Origin of the sequence: Lunatimonas salinarum (assembly GCF_017811155.1) — a bacterium.
Lineage (GTDB): Bacteria > Bacteroidota > Bacteroidia > Cytophagales > Cyclobacteriaceae > Lunatimonas > Lunatimonas salinarum.
On the sequence record NZ_JACVCV010000006.1, the window covers coordinates 166,598 to 183,499 of the forward strand.

At 47.1% G+C, this 16,902-nt stretch carries 18 protein-coding genes; 15 read left to right on the forward strand and 3 right to left on the reverse strand.

What is annotated here, in order from left to right; translation table 11 throughout:
• Positions 1-142: 142 nt before the first annotated feature.
• From IAQ59_RS09155 to IAQ59_RS09170, 4 genes are all read left to right on the forward strand, one after another.
• Positions 143-823 (forward strand): 2-C-methyl-D-erythritol 4-phosphate cytidylyltransferase, encoded by a 681-nt coding sequence (locus IAQ59_RS09155; protein WP_209330496.1) that lies wholly within the window; start codon positions 143-145, stop codon positions 821-823.
• Between the two features lie 236 nt (positions 824-1,059).
• Entirely contained in the window at positions 1,060-1,791 is a 732-nt protein-coding gene (locus IAQ59_RS09160) for a LiaF transmembrane domain-containing protein (protein WP_209330497.1), read from the forward strand.
• A 1-nt stretch (position 1,792) separates the two neighbouring features.
• On the forward strand, positions 1,793-2,857 hold the full coding sequence (locus tag IAQ59_RS09165) for a sensor histidine kinase (RefSeq protein WP_209330498.1): 1,065 nt from the start codon (positions 1,793-1,795) through the stop codon (positions 2,855-2,857).
• Entirely contained in the window at positions 2,832-3,569 is a 738-nt protein-coding gene (locus IAQ59_RS09170) for a LytR/AlgR family response regulator transcription factor (RefSeq protein WP_209330499.1), read from the forward strand. The genes IAQ59_RS09165 and IAQ59_RS09170 overlap by 26 nt, the downstream gene beginning before the upstream one ends.
• A 37-nt stretch (positions 3,570-3,606) precedes the next feature.
• Here the strand turns inward: IAQ59_RS09170 and IAQ59_RS09175 are convergent, their stop codons facing one another.
• Together IAQ59_RS09175 and IAQ59_RS09180 are read right to left on the reverse strand one after the other, a co-directional pair.
• A complete protein-coding gene (locus IAQ59_RS09175) occupies positions 3,607-3,828 on the reverse strand; it encodes a DUF2795 domain-containing protein (protein WP_010855875.1) in 222 nt (73 codons plus the stop codon).
• 77 nt (positions 3,829-3,905) lie between these two features.
• Positions 3,906-5,153, reverse strand: coding sequence for a DUF349 domain-containing protein (locus tag IAQ59_RS09180; protein ID WP_209330500.1), 1,248 nt, complete (start codon positions 5,151-5,153; stop codon positions 3,906-3,908).
• Positions 5,154-5,291: 138 nt separating this feature from the next.
• Between IAQ59_RS09180 and ettA the strand changes: the two genes are divergently transcribed.
• Both ettA and IAQ59_RS09190 read left to right on the forward strand, forming a co-directional pair.
• The gene (gene ettA, locus IAQ59_RS09185; protein WP_209330501.1) at positions 5,292-6,971 is read left to right on the forward strand and encodes an energy-dependent translational throttle protein EttA; all 1,680 of its coding nucleotides are present in this window, start codon (positions 5,292-5,294) and stop codon (positions 6,969-6,971) included.
• 46 nt (positions 6,972-7,017) lie between these two features.
• Positions 7,018-8,346, forward strand: coding sequence for a pyridoxal phosphate-dependent aminotransferase (locus IAQ59_RS09190; RefSeq protein WP_209330502.1), 1,329 nt, complete (start codon positions 7,018-7,020; stop codon positions 8,344-8,346).
• A gap of 10 nt (positions 8,347-8,356) precedes the next feature.
• Here IAQ59_RS09190 and IAQ59_RS09195 read toward each other — a convergent pair whose 3' ends face one another.
• Entirely contained in the window at positions 8,357-9,310 is a 954-nt protein-coding gene (locus tag IAQ59_RS09195; protein ID WP_245189519.1) for a zinc dependent phospholipase C family protein, read from the reverse strand.
• A gap of 219 nt (positions 9,311-9,529) precedes the next feature.
• Between IAQ59_RS09195 and rpsT the strand changes: the two genes are divergently transcribed.
• From rpsT to IAQ59_RS09240, 9 genes are all read left to right on the forward strand, one after another.
• Positions 9,530-9,784 carry a 30S ribosomal protein S20 gene (gene rpsT / locus IAQ59_RS09200; protein ID WP_209330503.1) on the forward strand — a complete coding sequence of 85 codons (255 nt, stop codon included), beginning with the start codon at positions 9,530-9,532 and terminating at the stop codon, positions 9,782-9,784.
• Positions 9,785-9,944: 160 nt separating this feature from the next.
• Positions 9,945-10,640 (forward strand): RadC family protein, encoded by a 696-nt coding sequence (radC, locus tag IAQ59_RS09205; protein ID WP_209330504.1) that lies wholly within the window; start codon positions 9,945-9,947, stop codon positions 10,638-10,640.
• A gap of 6 nt (positions 10,641-10,646) precedes the next feature.
• Positions 10,647-11,267, forward strand: a complete 621-nt coding sequence (locus tag IAQ59_RS09210) for a DUF1684 domain-containing protein (RefSeq protein ID WP_209330505.1) — start codon at positions 10,647-10,649, stop codon at positions 11,265-11,267.
• Positions 11,268-11,423: 156 nt separating this feature from the next.
• On the forward strand, positions 11,424-13,835 hold the full coding sequence (gene pheT / locus IAQ59_RS09215; protein WP_209330506.1) for a phenylalanine--tRNA ligase subunit beta: 2,412 nt from the start codon (positions 11,424-11,426) through the stop codon (positions 13,833-13,835).
• Between the two features lie 4 nt (positions 13,836-13,839).
• Positions 13,840-14,124: a hypothetical protein gene (locus IAQ59_RS09220; protein WP_209330507.1), complete on the forward strand. Its 285-nt coding sequence runs from the start codon at positions 13,840-13,842 to the stop codon at positions 14,122-14,124.
• The gene (locus tag IAQ59_RS09225) at positions 14,125-14,409 is read left to right on the forward strand and encodes a cell division protein ZapA (RefSeq protein ID WP_209330508.1); all 285 of its coding nucleotides are present in this window, start codon (positions 14,125-14,127) and stop codon (positions 14,407-14,409) included. It begins immediately after the preceding gene.
• Positions 14,410-14,474: 65 nt separating this feature from the next.
• On the forward strand, positions 14,475-16,040 hold the full coding sequence (gene rny / locus IAQ59_RS09230) for a ribonuclease Y (protein WP_209330509.1): 1,566 nt from the start codon (positions 14,475-14,477) through the stop codon (positions 16,038-16,040).
• A gap of 95 nt (positions 16,041-16,135) precedes the next feature.
• A complete protein-coding gene (locus tag IAQ59_RS09235) occupies positions 16,136-16,477 on the forward strand; it encodes an avidin-fold protein (protein ID WP_342450691.1) in 342 nt (113 codons plus the stop codon).
• A gap of 14 nt (positions 16,478-16,491) precedes the next feature.
• Entirely contained in the window at positions 16,492-16,869 is a 378-nt protein-coding gene (locus tag IAQ59_RS09240; RefSeq protein WP_209330510.1) for a nuclear transport factor 2 family protein, read from the forward strand.
• Positions 16,870-16,902 lie beyond the last annotated feature (33 nt).

The following is a 16,902-nucleotide window of genomic DNA, read 5'->3' on the forward strand; positions in this document are numbered from 1 at the left end:
GCAGCAGGATATAGCTGGGTTAGTTTGCGTTTTTTTTGCCATGTGTAGGCCTTCGCTAAATTTGAGCGAGTAAGCCGCAAATACCAGGCTAGCCAAAAGTAAAGGAAGAAAGAGATTACTGACCAGAATACCTGATAAAAAAATGACACGATCAGTCATAATAGTTGCCGGAGGAAGCGGTTTGCGTATGGGATCGCCTATCGCCAAGCAATATATACCAGTGGGTGGAGTGCCGATCCTAATGCGTACCTTGCAAGCCTTTCATTCTTTCGACGAAACCATGCAACTGGTACTGGTCTTGCCAGAAAAAGACATGGGATTCTGGAGGGATCTCTCCAAGCAGTATGGGTTTCGCATACCTCACGAAGTGGTCGCCGGTGGTCAGTCCCGGTTCCAATCAGTTAGAAACGGTCTTAGCGCAGTGCCTGAAGGGCAAAGTTTGGTGGCGATTCACGATGGTGTGCGTCCATTTGTTTCTTCTGAAATAATAAGGCAAAGCTTTGAGCAGGCTGCTAGCACAGGAAGTGCCATCCCTGTGGTGCCTCTCAAAGATTCCCTAAGACGGGTAGGGGCAGACGGGCAATCTGTGTATCAAGACAGGCAGGCCTATCGGTTGGTGCAAACCCCTCAGACTTTTCAGGTTACCCGGATAAAGAGCGCTTTTTTGGTTGAAGAAAGTGATGCCTTTACCGATGATGCGACGGTGTATGAACATCAGGGCTGGCAGGTTCACCTAGTCGAAGGAGATCCCGAAAATATCAAGATTACGACTCCTGAGGATCTCCGTTATGCGGAGTTTTTGGTTGGTAAGCGTAAGATTTAGCTAATTAGGTGTGTTGCTCACCGATGGAAATCCGGTATTTACCGATATATTGGCAGGCATGGCCTATTTCCGAGAGGGGATTTGCATGGGAATGCCTAAGTTTAGCTCATCATTCAATCAATTGCACCGCAACGCCTGCTAGGCAACGTTCCTGATTTGGGATATTTGCCAGTGGAATCTCAAGCGCTTTTGTCGGTGTTCGCTAAGTCACGTCCGCTCACGTAAATTATTGACATATGAAATCAGATAACCAACGTACCCTTGGTGTGATCGTTTTGGTCATAGGCACCGCGCTTCTGCTTAAGCAATTTGGAGTGGTATTCCCTTCATGGATTTTCTCATGGCCGATGATACTTTTGGCCTTGGGAGTGGTCATTGGGTTCAAACATGGTTTTACAAACACAGCCTCCCTGGTCCTTCTTGGTATCGGTACATTCTTCCTTCTTCGAAACAACGATGTGCTTCCTTTTGGTGCTGAGAAGATGCTGTTACCGGTAGGATTGATTGTTTTGGGTATTTTTCTGTTAATGAAAAAAAAAGGAAAAATTGGTAATTGGGAGGGCAATTACGATCGGTTTGAACGAAAGCTGCGAACCGGCAAGGCAGGTAGACAGCAGGAAGGGGATCCGTCGGACTACCTAAACGTAGAAGCGGTCTTTTGTGGAATCAAACGAAAAAGTATCTCAAAGGCCTTTAAGGGAGGAGAGATTACCACCATATTCGGAGGCACGGATGTTGATCTCAGCCATGCCGACTTGGAGGGGCCTGCTGTGATAGATTTGTCGGTGGTCATGGGGGGGGTTAAGTTGATCGTGCCTTCGCATTGGGATGTTTCCTTTGGAGTCACTAACATTGCTGCTGGCGTAGAAGATAAACGGCTGCCTCATATGGCTTCTTTCGAAAGTGGTAAGAAGCTCATCCTTACGGGTACCGTTATTTTCGGTGGGATAGAAGTCAGCAGTTATTAGCATGGATAGTCTGATCCGGAATACGGTGACAAAGGGTGGAAGTGGGTGGTTTTATGCGGGGCTTTTTGGTGTATTGGCCGTGGCAGCCATTCTGCTATTCATATATTACCGTGGGCTGGACGAATATATTCTTGTCGATGGTGGCCTTCACGCAGCCTTGGTAACAGCGGGTACTTTCTTGCTTTATCAGGTATATCCATTTCTTCGGCTTTCCGGTCCCACGTATTTGCCGGCGCTGAGTTTTCCTGCTATTCTGGGTCTGGCAGTCGTTTTTTGGGGTAAAATCATGCTTCAGTGGATTTGGGGGGAGGGGGATTACCTGGGTTTTGTCGAGCATTCGTTGCCGCTTCGTATGGCCTTTGTCCTATTGTTGTTTTATGGAATGTCCTTGTGGATACTGTGGCAGCAAGAGCGGGAGCGAAGTTGGGCGGTCAAAGAGCGGGAGATGTTGACCGAACGGCTTTTGAGGGAATCGGAGCTTCAGCACCTCCGTATGCAGCTGCAGCCACATTTTTTGTTTAATAGCCTGAATTCGGTGAGCGCGTTAATGTCCAGGGATCCAGAGCGTGCCCGACAAATGCTGTTGAAATTAGCCGATTTTTTTCGGCTGTCGATTCAGAAGCATGGAGCTGAGAATGAGCCATTGGATAGGGAGTGGCAGCGAATTCGACTATATTTGGATATTGAAAAAATCCGATTTGGCAATCGCCTTCAGGTAGACATGGTGATGGGCGAAGGCTTGGAAGGTTGGGTGTTGCCCGCGCTATTGATGCAGCCGCTGGTAGAAAATGCCGTTAAATTTGGTTTGTACGGAGTGGTGGATGCGGTTGTCATTCGCATAGAGGCGCAAGAGGTTCAGGGTGTGCTGCATATAGTCGTATCTAATCCTTGTGACCTAGATTCCCTTCAGCCTCCCGGAACCGGATTTGGTTTGGATAGTGTGCGCCGTAGGCTCTACCTTCTCTACGGACGAAATGACCTGTTGCAATATCAGCTTCAAAACAACCGGTTTACTGCAACGCTACAAATTCCCAAGGCCCATGACAAAGACAGTAATCATCGATGACGAGCCGCTGGCACAAGAAGTACTGGAGGAGTTTCTCCGCGACCACCCAGATATACAGGTGGTAGGAAAGTTCCTCAACGGATTTGAAGGGATTAAGGGGGTACAAGAACTCCGTCCCGACTTGGTGTTTTTGGATATTCAGATGCCGAAGATCAATGGGTTCGAGCTGTTGGAGCTGCTGGACGATGCGCCTGAGATCATTTTTGTAACGGCCTACGACGCATATGCACTGAAGGCTTTTGAAGTACAGGCATTGGATTACCTATTAAAGCCCTATAGCCGAGAACGCCTTGCGCAGGCGTTGGATCGGTTTCGGAAACAAAAGTGGAAGGCCGGTACAGGACAGTTGGATGGGAGTGCTTTGCGTATGTTTTATCCGGAGGGCCTTTCCCGAATCGTGGTGAAGACGGGGAATAAGGTCGATGTAATCCCCGTCCCGGAAATTCAGTACCTGTGTGCGGAGGACGATTATGTGGGCATCGTAACGGCGAAGGCAAAATATTTAAAGCTAAAACCCTTGAAGTATTTTGAGGAATCAATGGATCCTCACAAGTTTGTCCGGGTACACCGCTCCTATATGGTTAACATTGCCGAAGTGACCCGAATAGAACCTTATGAAAAAAACCGGCAGCACCTGGTTTTGCGGTCTGGACAACGAATCCCGGTAAGCAGGCAGGGAGCGATTCGATTAAATGAGGTTTTTAAGGTATAAAAAAACTCCCAAGGGTTAGCTTGGGAGTTTTTCATTTTTAATACTCGTCTTCATTGAAGAAGAAATCATCTTTGGTGGGGTAATCCGGCCAGATTTCTTCGATGTTTTCATAGGGCTCCCCGTCGTCTTCCAGTTCCTGAAGGTTTTCGACCACTTCCAGCGGAGCGCCGGAACGGATGGCAAAGTCAATCAATTCATCTTTGGTGGCGGGCCAAGGTGCATCTTCCAAGTAGGAGGCAAGTTCTAATGTCCAATACATAGTATACACAGTTAAGAATGGTCCCTTTCGGGTTGGCAAAAATAGGTGTCTTAATTTACGATTTAATGCTAAACGGTTTATGGCGTAGATAGTTCCCGCAACAGGAAATTTTTTACATCCATCTTCCGGATATAGCTATTGATCTTGCGCTGCAAGATGGTGTCAAAATCCCTTTCGTTGGTTCGAAAGTTCTCTGCATTGCTTTTTACAGTGTCCAACTCCTTCTGATCCCGGGCTATCAAGTCTTTCAATATCCCGGCTTTGATAATGTTTTTTTCTTCTGTGGACTTGCCGTCAAAATCCTCGTACTTTGAGTGACAGAGCTTGTTAAGAAATGATTTTTCATACACCAAATCCGTTGAGAATACGAAAGTCTTGATGCTTTGTTGTGCGTTTCGGGGCTTTTTAGGAGGTAATTTTTTCCACTCGGCCTGCAGACGTTTTGCCTCCGCCATGGTAGCTGGGGAGGAAGGTCCTTTGGAAAGGATACGCATCTCTTGTGCCAGTTTTTCCATTTTACGCAGCAAAAGTCCCGGGCTTAACGTGGGACCGCTTTGCATCACGCGTTTGTACTTGGAGAATATCCGGTTATTCAATTTTGAAAATTCATCCCAAATGGGCTGTCGCTTGTCGGCGGGTACTCTCCCTGCTTCCTTCCATTGCTTTTGGATTTTTTTGCTGATTTCGAAAGCCAATTTCACATCTGCCAAATCATGGGCCTGACGGGCTTGGACAAGGAGGTCTTCGTATGTTTTTAGGTTTTGTTCAGCCTGCAACGCCAAGGTGTCAAAGTAATTCTTGCGGTTTCCGTAAAAGACATCCAGAGCTTGTTGGAAGCGTTCTTCTGTTTCCTGCTCCACGGCTTTCTCCACCGGGCCAGTTTTGAGCCAGCGTAGTTTGATGTTTTTAAAATCCTCCGAGGCCTGCTTCCAGTCGGTGCTGTGCATGAGGTTTTCAGCTTCCTCAATTAGCCCATGCTTGATTTCAAGGTTGCGTTCACGGTTAGTTTGAATGATTTCTTCAAGGAATTTCTCTTCTTCTTCCAAATCGGAAATGAGAGCGGGGAAATCACCAAGTGCATCACTGCTGTACAGGGAATTTTTCAGGTGGATAAGTTTCATCAAAAAAGAACCTTTGTTCTGATTTTCCTGGATATCCTGTTTGAGTTTTTCTACTTTCTCCCGTATCATTTGGAACCTAGCCTCAAAATATTGGATCGTAGAGGCCTCGTTTTCTTTTACTTCGCCGATCACCCTGTCTTCTTGGCCTAAGAAACCTTTTAGGTAGACTTTATCGTCCTTAATGTATCCATAGGGATGTTCCATGGTGGTATGCGGGTTCGTTTTTTACTGGTGATTTTTCTAAACTGCAAATTAATTAAATATGCCTCATTTATCCTAAGAAAGGCGATTTTTTACCATCTTTGTGCCTTGTTGCCAAGGTAAAAACAAAGACAAAAAGATATGAGTAACGAGAAGATAATATTTTCTATGGCGGGGGTTTCCAAGGTGTATCCTCCCCAAAAGAAAGTGTTAAAGGATATTTACCTCTCTTTTTTTTATGGGGCCAAGATCGGTGTTTTAGGATTGAATGGTTCAGGAAAAAGCTCCCTGCTTCGAATCATCGCGGGGATGGATAAGGAGTTTTTAGGTGAAGTGGTTTGGTCGCCGGGATACACCGTAGGCATGCTGGAGCAGGAACCAAAGTTAGATCCGGAAAAAACCGTGAAGGAAGTAGTAGAAGAAGCGGTAGCGGATACGGTGAATCTGCTGAAGGAATTTGAGGAAATCAACGAGAAATTTATGGATCCGGCACTCATGGAGGATCCGGACGCAATGGATAAGCTAATACAGCAGCAGGGCGAGGTACAGGAGAAACTGGATGCTTGTAATGCGTGGGAGTTGGATGTGATGCTGGATAAGGCCATGGATGCGCTACGTCTTCCCCCAAGCGACGCCCAGGTCAAACACCTTTCGGGAGGCGAGAAGCGTCGCGTCGCCCTTTGTCGTCTCTTGCTGCAGGAGCCCGATGTGCTGCTTTTGGATGAACCCACGAACCACTTGGATGCTGAGTCGGTACACTGGCTGGAGCAGCACCTGAAGAATTACAAAGGCACGGTAATCGCCGTCACTCACGACCGGTATTTTCTGGATAATGTCGCTGGATGGATCCTGGAATTGGATAGAGGAGAAGGGATCCCATGGAAAGGCAACTATTCAAGCTGGTTGGATCAGAAGCAACAGCGGCTGAAACAAGAAGAAAAGACCGAGTCCAAGCGGCAGAAGACACTGGAGCGGGAGTTGGAGTGGATCCGGATGTCTCCCAAGGCAAAACAATCCAAAGGTAAGGCCAGGCTAAATGCCTACGAGAAGCTGGTAGGAGAGGAGGCAAAGGAACGGGAAGCCAAATTGGAACTCTATATCCCACCGGGACCTCGTCTGGGCGCCAAAGTGATTGAAGTAAACGGCGTTTCAAAGGCCTTTGGAGAAAAGCTTTTGTTTGAGGATCTTAGTTTTTCGCTGCCGCAAGGTGGAATCGTAGGTGTAATTGGTCCAAATGGCGCAGGAAAGTCTACCTTGTTCAAACTCATCACTGGGCAGGAGAAGCCGGATGCGGGGCATTTTGAAGTGGGCGAAACCGTCCGGTTAGCGTATGTAGATCAAGAACACGATTCCTTGGATCCCAACAAAACGGTCTACCAGATTATATCGGAGGGTAACGAATTTATCAAGCTTGGGAATAAGGAGATGAACGCGCGGGCTTATGTAGGCAAGTTTAATTTTGCCGGGGCAGATCAAGAAAAGAAGGTGGGCGTGCTATCCGGCGGCGAGCGAAACCGTGTTCACCTGGCAATCACGCTGAAAAAGGGCGGTAATTTGCTATTGTTGGATGAACCTACCAACGACTTGGATGTAAATACCTTGCGGGCATTGGAGGAAGCATTGGAAAACTTCGGCGGCTGTGCTGTGATCATCTCCCACGACCGTTGGTTCTTGGACCGTATATGTACTCACATACTGGCTTTCGAAGGGGATTCGCAAGTCTATTGGTTTGAAGGCAACTACTCCGATTACGAAGAGAACAAGAAAAAGCGATTGGGAGACATTTCTCCGAAGCGGATCAAATACAGGAATCTGAAATAACCAAACCCTAGCGGGCAGGTTGTTCCCTGCCTTCACCCGACATACTATGAGACAGTTACTGCTTAGGCCCGGAGCTGAGGAATTGAATTACGAAATCCGTGGAATCGTAAAGAAGGCCCGCCAAATCGAAGCGCTTGGGTATGATATGACCTGGGAAAATATTGGAGATCCTATCCAAAAGAGCAATAAGATTCCCGCTTGGATGAAGGAGATCGTTGCTGATCTGGTAAGTAAAGATCATACCTACGGCTATGCCGATTCAAAAGGCATGCTCGAAACCCGACGGTTTTTGGCAGGACTCAATAATACCAAGAATGGAGCACAGATCAACGCAGAAGATATCCTCTTTTTCAATGGACTAGGCGACGCAATAGCCAAGCTGTACCAGTTTTTGATACCCACAGCACGAATCATTGGCCCCTCACCGGCATACTCCACCCACAGTTCGGCAGAGGCTGCGCACGCTAACACCAGCCCAATCACCTACCGACTGGACCCGGACAACAACTGGTACCCAGATATGGAGGATCTTTACAATAAGGTAAAATACAATCCGGGCATTGTGGGCATCCTGATCATTAACCCGGATAATCCTACGGGAATGGTGTACCCGAAGGAGGTTTTACAGCGTTTTGTGGAGATCGCCAAGGAATTCAGATTGCTGTTGGTGGCAGACGAAATCTACCAAAACATCACGTATAACGGCTATGAAGCCATCAGTTTGGCGGAAGTGATCGGTGAGCTTCCCGGGATTTCTATGAAGGGGATCTCCAAGGAATTTCCCTGGCCCGGATCCCGCTGTGGATGGATGGAGTTTTACAACAAAAATGCGTCGTTAGAGTTTGCCAAATTGTGTGCAACGCTGGAAAATGCCAAGATGATAGAAGTCTGCTCCACCATTCTTCCGCAATTGGCCATTCCGCGTATTATGCAGCATCCACTGTATGCGGAGTACCGAAAAACAGCCAACGCCAAAATTGGACGGCGTAGTCAATTGATGGAGGATATTTTATCTCCGGTAAAGGGAATTAAATTCAATCGGACCAAGGGAGCTTTTTACAACACCATTATCTTCGATGAAAATTTGCTGCACGACGGGCAGCGCCTCCCAGTAGAGGATGCCCGCATTCAGGTATTATTGGATGCCTGGCTCCGGGAAAAGGAGATGCCCCATGATAAGCGGTTTGTGTACAACTTATTGGCATCCGAACGGATTTGTGTGGTCCCGGTTTCTTCCTTTTGCTCCGACTTACGTGGGTTTCGCGTCACGCTCTTGGAAGAAGACGAAGAGGTATTTGTGGACACCTTTAAGCGCATGGCAAAAAGCATCACTGCTTACTTGAAGTCAGGCAAAGAAGTCTCAGTAGGCGCCTAAGAACATGTCATCACGGGTCATGTCCCCTAATTCCCCGGAGTTCCTCTATAGGCTGGTAGTTTTCTTCTTGTGTTTGTTGGGAATCCGGTTGATCCGCTTTGTTAAGGTCGGGCTGTCCTGCCAATACCCATGCGGTAAACCAAAGGTCGGCAATCATCTTCATGGCTTGGCGCATCTGCCGTTCCACCTGTCCGTTTAGCAGTCGGTGGTAGGCATGCGTAAAATCTTTGGAATAAACCCGTGTGTTGATCCCTCCGCGTTCCTCGTAGCTGTACTTACGGTTTTCAGGGAATGATGCGCTCAAGGATTTTTCAAATTGTAATACACTGTCCACAGCTTCGTGGGTACGGATGAGGGCATCCCAGATAGCGATTTGCGGTTGTTCCAAGTAAGTTGCCTTTCCTACCCAGAACTCATAATCATCCGCCAGCAGTTCGGGAATGCGGGATTCCCAAAAACCGTGGATGCCGTATTGGCCGGTGAGTTGGCCGTTATAGTTTTTGGTGGTGTGGAGGGGCACGTGGATATCACCCACGTAGTGTCCTAAGTCGGATGAAATCCGCAAGATGCTTTTGGTGTCTACCAATTCAAAAGCGCGGATTAGCTGCAAGAAGGTGTGATAAGTACTCCAAGGGGCAATGCCGTGTGCCCTGAGGGTGTCTTCGCTATACTGTTCTACAGCCTGCTGCCAATAGCGAGGTAGCCGATAGACCGCGCTGTCGCCGTATACGTCCGCATCCAGAAAATGTTTTTCGGCCTCTCCTTTCACAGCATACCTTCGGCGGTCAGGGTTAACCGCATTTTCCGTAATATAGGTAAGGTGATACTTGTAAAACCGGATCATTTCAGGAGGAAGGCTAAAAACTGCTTGCCGGTTAATCAGGCGGTGTGCGTAAAACCCCCAAGGGGGTATAGCCGATAATGATGCGCTCCAAAGTGCCATCGATAGGACGAGTACCTTCATTTGTAGCAGAAAAATGGCCCAACGAGGTTAAATATAGGTACTTATTCGTTATGGTCAAAATACCCTAGGGTATGTACTGGGATGGCTGAATGGGCCTTTGTGGAAAATATCCCATGTTTAGCTGAAATAATTTTTGCACGTAATATAAAATGTGTTAAATTTGCATTCCGTTTCCTATACAGGGTGGTTTTTAACGCAATCAAGTAATTAGATCAATATATGGCAAATCACAAATCGGCTCTTAAAAGAATTCGTTCCAGCGAAGTAAAGAGACTCAGAAACAGGTACCAAGCCAAAACAACCAGAACCTTCATCAAAAGGTTGAGAAATACAGAAGACAAAGCAGCGGCCCAGGAGTTGTTGAAAGAAGTGTCTTCTATGTTGGATAAATTGGCCAAGAAAAACGTTATCCATAAGAACAATGCGGCAAATAAAAAGTCAAAACTTACCAAACTGGTAAATTCGTTGGCTTAAGCCTTGCACATAAAGTGAAAAAGCTCCGTTCTCGGGGCTTTTTTTTTGGATCATATTTTTTTATTTTGGCATTGATTCCGGCTTTGGAGCGAATAGATTGGCTGAACAGAAGGATAGACGTGTTTTCCGAGCCCTGGGCATATACCAAATGTAGTTTCCGATGGACCATTTTTCATCCATACCCATTTCTCACTTGGCAGAGGAAGACCGGCCAAGGGAAAAGTTGCTCCTAAAGGGGAAGTCCTCCTTGACCGATGCGGAGCTAATTGCCATATTGATAGGTTCGGGCACTAAGTCCATGAGTGCGGTAGATCTGTCTAAAAACATTCTCCGGAGCGTTGAGAATGACCTCAGTACACTCGCAAAGTTATCGGTCAAGGACCTACAGCGCTTCAAAGGAATCGGAGAAGCGAAAGCCATTGCCATTGTCAGTGCCATGGAACTTGGGCGTAGAAGGAAAAGCCACGATCCTCAAAAGAAGGTAAAGGTTCAATCTTCGGCGGATATCTATCAATTGATGAAGCCAGAATTGATGGATGAGACAGTGGAGTACTTTTATGCCGTATTGCTTAACCGTCAGAATATGGTAATCAAAAAGCAGCTCGTCAGTAAGGGAGGCTCATCTGCCACGGTGGCCGATCCCAAGGTGATTTTTAAACATGCCATGGACCATTTTGCCAATGCCCTCATTCTTGTGCATAATCACCCTTCCGGACAACTTAAACCCTCCGAACAGGACGTACGATTGACCCGCCGATTGGTAGACGCCGGCAAAAGTTTAGAGCTTCCGGTCATTGACCATGTGATATTCACAGATGTTGGCTATTTTAGCTTTTCGGATGAAGGATTGATCTAAAAAAATATGAGTCAAAAAAACGGTGTATTGCTTTTTATTGTAGTGGTTGTCTTTGGATCCCTAATCTACATGCTGTTAGGGGGAGGCGAAAGCCCGGAGCAATATAAAGAGCGCATAGAGGCAGAGCGGGAGCGTCAATATAAATACCTGAAATTTAACTTAGAGTCCCCACTTACCGAGGTTCAAAAGCGGGAACTGGAGCAGCTGGAGTTTTACCCGGTGGATCAGACCTATTTGGTGAAAGCCCGGTTGGAGCCTCTAGAAACCAAGAAAATGGTGGAAATACCACTCACAGACGGGTCGGTGGAAAAATACGTGCGCCATTCTTTTGCAGTTTTTCAGCTGGATGGAAAGGAAGTTCGTTTGTTGCTTCTTCAGGCTGCCAATGAGGTGGATAAACGAAACTTTTTTCTTGCGTTTGCGGATGCTACCAGCGGAGAGGATACCTATGGTGGAGGCAGGTTCCTGAATCTCAGGCAGGACGGTCAGCGCTCGATCACCATCGACTTTAACCTGGCCTATAATCCATACTGTGCCTATAATCCCGATTATGCCTGTCCCATCCCTCCGAGGGAAAATATCCTGGAAATCCCTATTCCCGCTGGGGAGAAAAATTACGATAAATAGCCCGTCCTAACTCAAGTTTCTCTTAAATTTGTGGGTTACCATTATTGGGATAGGTGAAATCCAAGCCGTCGGACTGGGATACCCCGGTATACGGTTTGCTTGACATGCTATTTGTGAAGGTAATGGTAATAATCTCATAAAGAAGATTTTATATAGATGAAGATTTCCATAAATAGACTAAAAGATTTCATGTCCTTCGACCATTCCTCCGAAGAGATTGCAGCCTTGCTAACGGCTTCGGGATTGGAGGTGGAGGGAATAGATACCTATGAGTCCATCCCCGGAAGTCTGGAGGGGGTAGTGATCGGAGAGGTATTGACCTGTGTTTCCCATCCGAATGCGGACAAACTAAGTGTGACCACCGTAGATATAGGTAAGGGTATTGTCCCCATCGTGTGTGGTGCACCAAATGTAGCTAAAGGGCAAAGGGTGGCGGTGGCTACTGTCAACACCACACTATACACTTCCTCTGGAGAGTCTTTTCAAATCAAAAAGGCGAAAATACGCGGGGAGGTTTCTGAAGGGATGATTTGTGCAGAGGACGAGTTGGGACTGGGCGACAGCCACGATGGCATCATGGTTTTAGATACTGACCTGCCCAATGGCACCCCAGCGAACACGTTTTTCAACATTTCCCGTGCGGAGGTGTTGGAGATTGGTCTCACTCCGAATCGGGCGGATGCCGCATCTCATTTGGGAGTGGCTAGAGACCTCAAAGCGCTGATGAGAAGGCCTTTGAACCTGCCCTCCGTTGACAACTTTCGGGTTGACAGCGAAGCCCTTCCTATTGCAGTGGAGGTAGCTGATCCTTCCGACTGTCCTAGGTATGCCGGACTGACCATTTCCGGGTTGAAAGTGGCGCCTTCGCCTGCTTGGTTGCAGGATTACCTAAAGGCCATCGGTTTGGAGCCCATTAACAACGTCGTTGATGCGACAAACTTCATCCTCCACGATCTGGGTCAACCACTACACGCCTTTGATGCTTCAAAGATCCAAGGCGGCAAAATCTTGGTAAAGAGACTGCCCGAGGGAACACCTTTTACCACCTTGGATGAAAAAGAGCGTAAGCTTTCTGGGTCTGAACTGATGATATGCGATAACGAGGAAGGATTGTGTATCGCAGGGATCTTCGGTGGATTGGGCTCCGGGATTTCGGATGAGACTAGGGATGTGTTTTTGGAAAGTGCCTGCTTTTCTCCGGATATCATTCGAAGAGGCAGTCAATACCATGGACTGAAGACTGATGCCTCCTTCCGATTTGAGCGGGGAACCGATCCCAATATGCCGGTGTATGCCCTGAAGCGTGCAGCCATGCTGATTAAGGAATTGGCAGGGGGGGAGATTTCTTCACAGATAGTGGATATTTACCCCAATCCGGTGCAAGATCATCAAGTGCCTGTAAAGTATCGAAATATTACCCGACTGATAGGGAAGGAGATTCCCAAAGAAGAGATTCACGAGATCCTTCGGTGGTTGGAGATTGAGGTAACCCAAGAAACGGAAGCTGGATTTGTCGCTTTGGTGAAACCCTATCGGGTGGATGTCACCAGGGAAGCGGATATTATAGAAGAAGTTTTGAGAATCTATGGTTTTGATGCCATTCCCCTTGCGGAGGATTATCATTCCGATTTTCTGGCCAACCATCCCGCCAAGGACGGCAACCGTCTGCAATACCGTATGACAGAGATTTTGTCTGGTAGGGGTTTTAGCGAAATCATCACCAACTCCCTTACCAAGGCTTCCTATGCCGAAAAGGTGCCGCATTTGGATATTGATGGCAGCGTAGTCATTCTGAACAAGCTCAGCGAAGACTTAGGGGTGCTGCGGCAATCCTTGCTTTTTACCGGGTTGGAAGTATTGGCCCACAATATCAATCGCCGACAAAAAGATCTTAAGTGCTTTGAATTCGGTACGGTCTATTGCAAAGAGGGGGAGGGGTATCGCGAGAACAATAACCTGTCGATTTTCCTTACCGGAAATCAAACGTCAGAAAGCTGGTTGGCACCTGCGGTACCGGTGCAGTTTTCACAGCTATATGCCGTGGTGGAGGTGATACTGCAAAAGCTTAACGTAGGAGAGCCTTCTGTAGAGATGGTCGAAGAGGGGCCGTTTGAGTATGGTTTGAAACTGATGCTGGGAAAACGAGAGATCGGAAGCTTGGGGTTGCTTTCTGCTTCCATCGCCCGGCTGGCGGAGGTAAAGCAGGAGGTTTACTATGCGGAGTTGGACTGGACTGCACTGCTCGTTGCTTCGCAAGGAGTCAAGAAGTTTCAGGAGATTTCAAAGTTTCCCGAAGTCCGCCGGGACCTTTCTCTGGTGATCGACCAAGGCGTGTCCTTCGCATTTCTGAAGTCCTTGGCAGAAAAGGCCGGTGGGTCCTTGCTCAAGCGTATCGGTGTGTTTGATGTATATACTGGGGATAAGATTGAGGCCTCTAAAAAAGCCTACGCATTGAGTTTTTTCCTGCAGGACAACGAAAAGACCCTGACGGACAAGGTGATCGACAAGACTATGGGTAGGCTGATGCAGGTGTTTGAAAAGGAAGCGGGAGCATATATCCGAAAATAAATGTATGGTATTCGAGGAACTTCAACGGTTGGAAAGGCTGGCTGGGCACGTGATCCGCAAGGTGAAAATGCTCGAAAGGGAGAATGAAGGGCTCCGAAAGGATCTCTTGGAAGTTCAGGCCGAATTAAAAGAGAAGGATGATCTTCTCGAAGATTTTAAAAATCAAATAAAAATCAGTAAAATTGTAAAGAACATACCGGTAGAAAATATAGAGTCTGCTGAATTGAGAGGAAAGATTGATAATTATATAAAGGAAATTGATAAAGTAATTACCTATTTGTCTGAATAAATGGAGACACTTTCGATACGAATCAAGATAGGAGATAGAGAATATCCTATGAAAGTGAAGGCCCAAGATGAGGCCAAAATCAGGCGTGCGGGAAAGTTGATCAATGAAAAACTCAAACGATACAGGGAGGAATTTGGCTTGGATGACAGACAAGACCTACTCGCTATGGTGGCTTTTGACAGCATGGTGGAGGCAATGGATCTGAATGAATCGAATGCACAAGGTAGTGAACAGGTAAAAGCTACCCTCACCCAAATCAATGCAGAATTATCTGCCATTTTATAATTAAACAGTACCCTCTTTCTTGGCTTTTCCTAGATTTTTCCGGTAGGATAACTTAATATATACCTATGGGAATGTCATTATACATTATTATCGCGGGAGTAATTGGTATCCTGCTTGGTGCGCTTTTAGCGAGTTTATTTACCAAAAACAACAGTAAAAAAATAGAGGAAGAAGCCCGGGATAAGGCCAAGAGCCTTTTGAGAGAGGCAGAGATTACGGCCGAAGGTATCAAGAAGGATAAAATCCTCGAAGCCAAGGAAAAATACCTGAAACTAAAAGCTGAATTTGAGGAGGACGTAAACAAGAAGAAAAGCGTTCTCTCCACTAATGAAAACAAGCTCAAGCAGCGGGAACAGCAACTCTCCAAAGAGATGGAGCAGCTTAAGCGAAAGGAAGCCGAGCTGGATAGTAAAAAGGAAAACCTCAGTGCTCAACTGCATGCCGTACAGGTGAAAAAGGAAGAATTGGATCGGGTGACCAATCAGCGGATTACCGACTTGGAAAAAGTTGCTTTGCTCACCAAAGAAGAAGCCCGAGAGCAGCTAATCGAAATGCTGAAGGATGAAGCTACCACCCGTGCATCTTCTCACATCAAGGACATCTTGGATCAAGCCAAGCTTACCGCCACGAAGCAGGCCAAGAAAATCGTGCTTGATACGATTCAGCGTACTGCGACAGAGCACGCAATCGAAAACTGTGTATCCATATTCAATATAGAAAGCGACGATGTGAAGGGTAAGATCATCGGAAGGGAAGGTCGGAATATCCGGGCATTGGAGGCTGCCACCGGTGTGGAGATTGTCGTGGACGATACACCTGAGGCAATTATCATCTCCGGCTTTGACCCGGTGCGTAGGGAGGTTGCTAGGCTGTCGTTGCACCGGTTGGTTCAAGATGGTAGGATCCACCCGGCCCGTATAGAGGAAGTGGTTGCCAAAACTGAAAAGAACATAGACGAAGAGATCATCGAAATCGGGGAAAGAACCTGTATTGAACTTGGTATCCACGGCTTGCACCCCGAACTGATTAAGATGGTCGGAAGGCTGCGTTTCAGATCTTCCTACGGCCAAAATCTATTACAGCACTCGCGAGAAGTGGCCAAGCTGAGTGCAACCATGGCCGCGGAAATGGGCTTCAACGCCAAATTGGCCAAGCGGGCCGGCTTGCTTCACGATATTGGAAAAGTGTACCCAGAAGAGGCGGAGCTTCCTCACGCAATCTTGGGTATGGAATTGGCCAAGAAATACAAGGAACATCCTGAGGTAATCAACGCGATTGGTGCCCACCACGACGAAATTGAGATGACCTCCATGCTATCGCCGATCGTACAGGCCTGTGATGCTATCTCCGGCTCCAGGCCGGGTGCTCGTCGAGAAATCATGGATAGCTATATCAAGCGTCTGAAAGACTTAGAAAACTTAGCACTAAGCTTTGATGGGGTCAACAAATGCTTCGCGATGCAGGCAGGCCGTGAACTGCGCGTGCTTGTGGATGCGGACAATGTGGATGACGCGACCGCGGGGAAGCTGTCTTTTGATATCTCCCAGCGCATCGAAAAGGAAATGCAGTATCCTGGACAGATCAAGATTACCGTAATACGGGAAATGCGCGCGGTAAATTACGCCAAGTAGGAACGCAATGTACTAAACAAGCTTTGAGGGAGTGGTCGATATCACTCCCTTTTTTTATATCTTTATCATCCACAGAGTTGAATTCTTCGTGCGACATGATGATAAACTATAACAACCGAAAATTCCGGCCGGTAAGCAATACTGCTAATGGAGAGACCTCCGCGGATACCGTTTTTTTGTACGAGCAGTCAGGGGATACACTTACTTCATCCTACGCCGGAGGCGACATCGTACAGGGTCATTTGATGGGAAAAGTGGACGGAGACGGCAACATCACGATGTGCTATCATCAGATAAATCGAAAGGGAGAGCTGAATAGCGGAATATGCCATTCCCGTCCGGAAATAATGGAGAATGGCAAAATCCGCCTTTTTGAGGCTTGGCGATGGTTTACCGGGGACAAAGGCACAGGAGAATCCGTTTTGGAAGAAATTTAACCTAATGAAGCGGTATGGATCGAGGTGAAAAGCTTATTCACGATTATATAGCTGCATACAATGCGTATGATGTGGAAGGAATGACTGCAGGGATGGCGTCCGATATGGTCTTTGTGAATATACAGGGCGGAGATATTACCCTTCGGTTAGAGGGTGTCGACGCCTTTCGGCGGCAAGCTGAGGAAGCGAAGTCTTATTTTTCATCGAGGAAACAAAAGATAAACCACATCGTCCGACTAGGGGAAACATATGAAGTGGAAATTGACTACGAGGCCGTATTGGCGGTAGACCTGCCTAATGGCCTCTCTCAGGGGAAAAAATTATGTATGACCGGAAAATCCATCTTTCGGATCGAAAAGGGTCAGATTGTGAACCTAACGGACATTAGTTAACCCAAAAATAGATGACAGCTGTAAAAGTGTGCT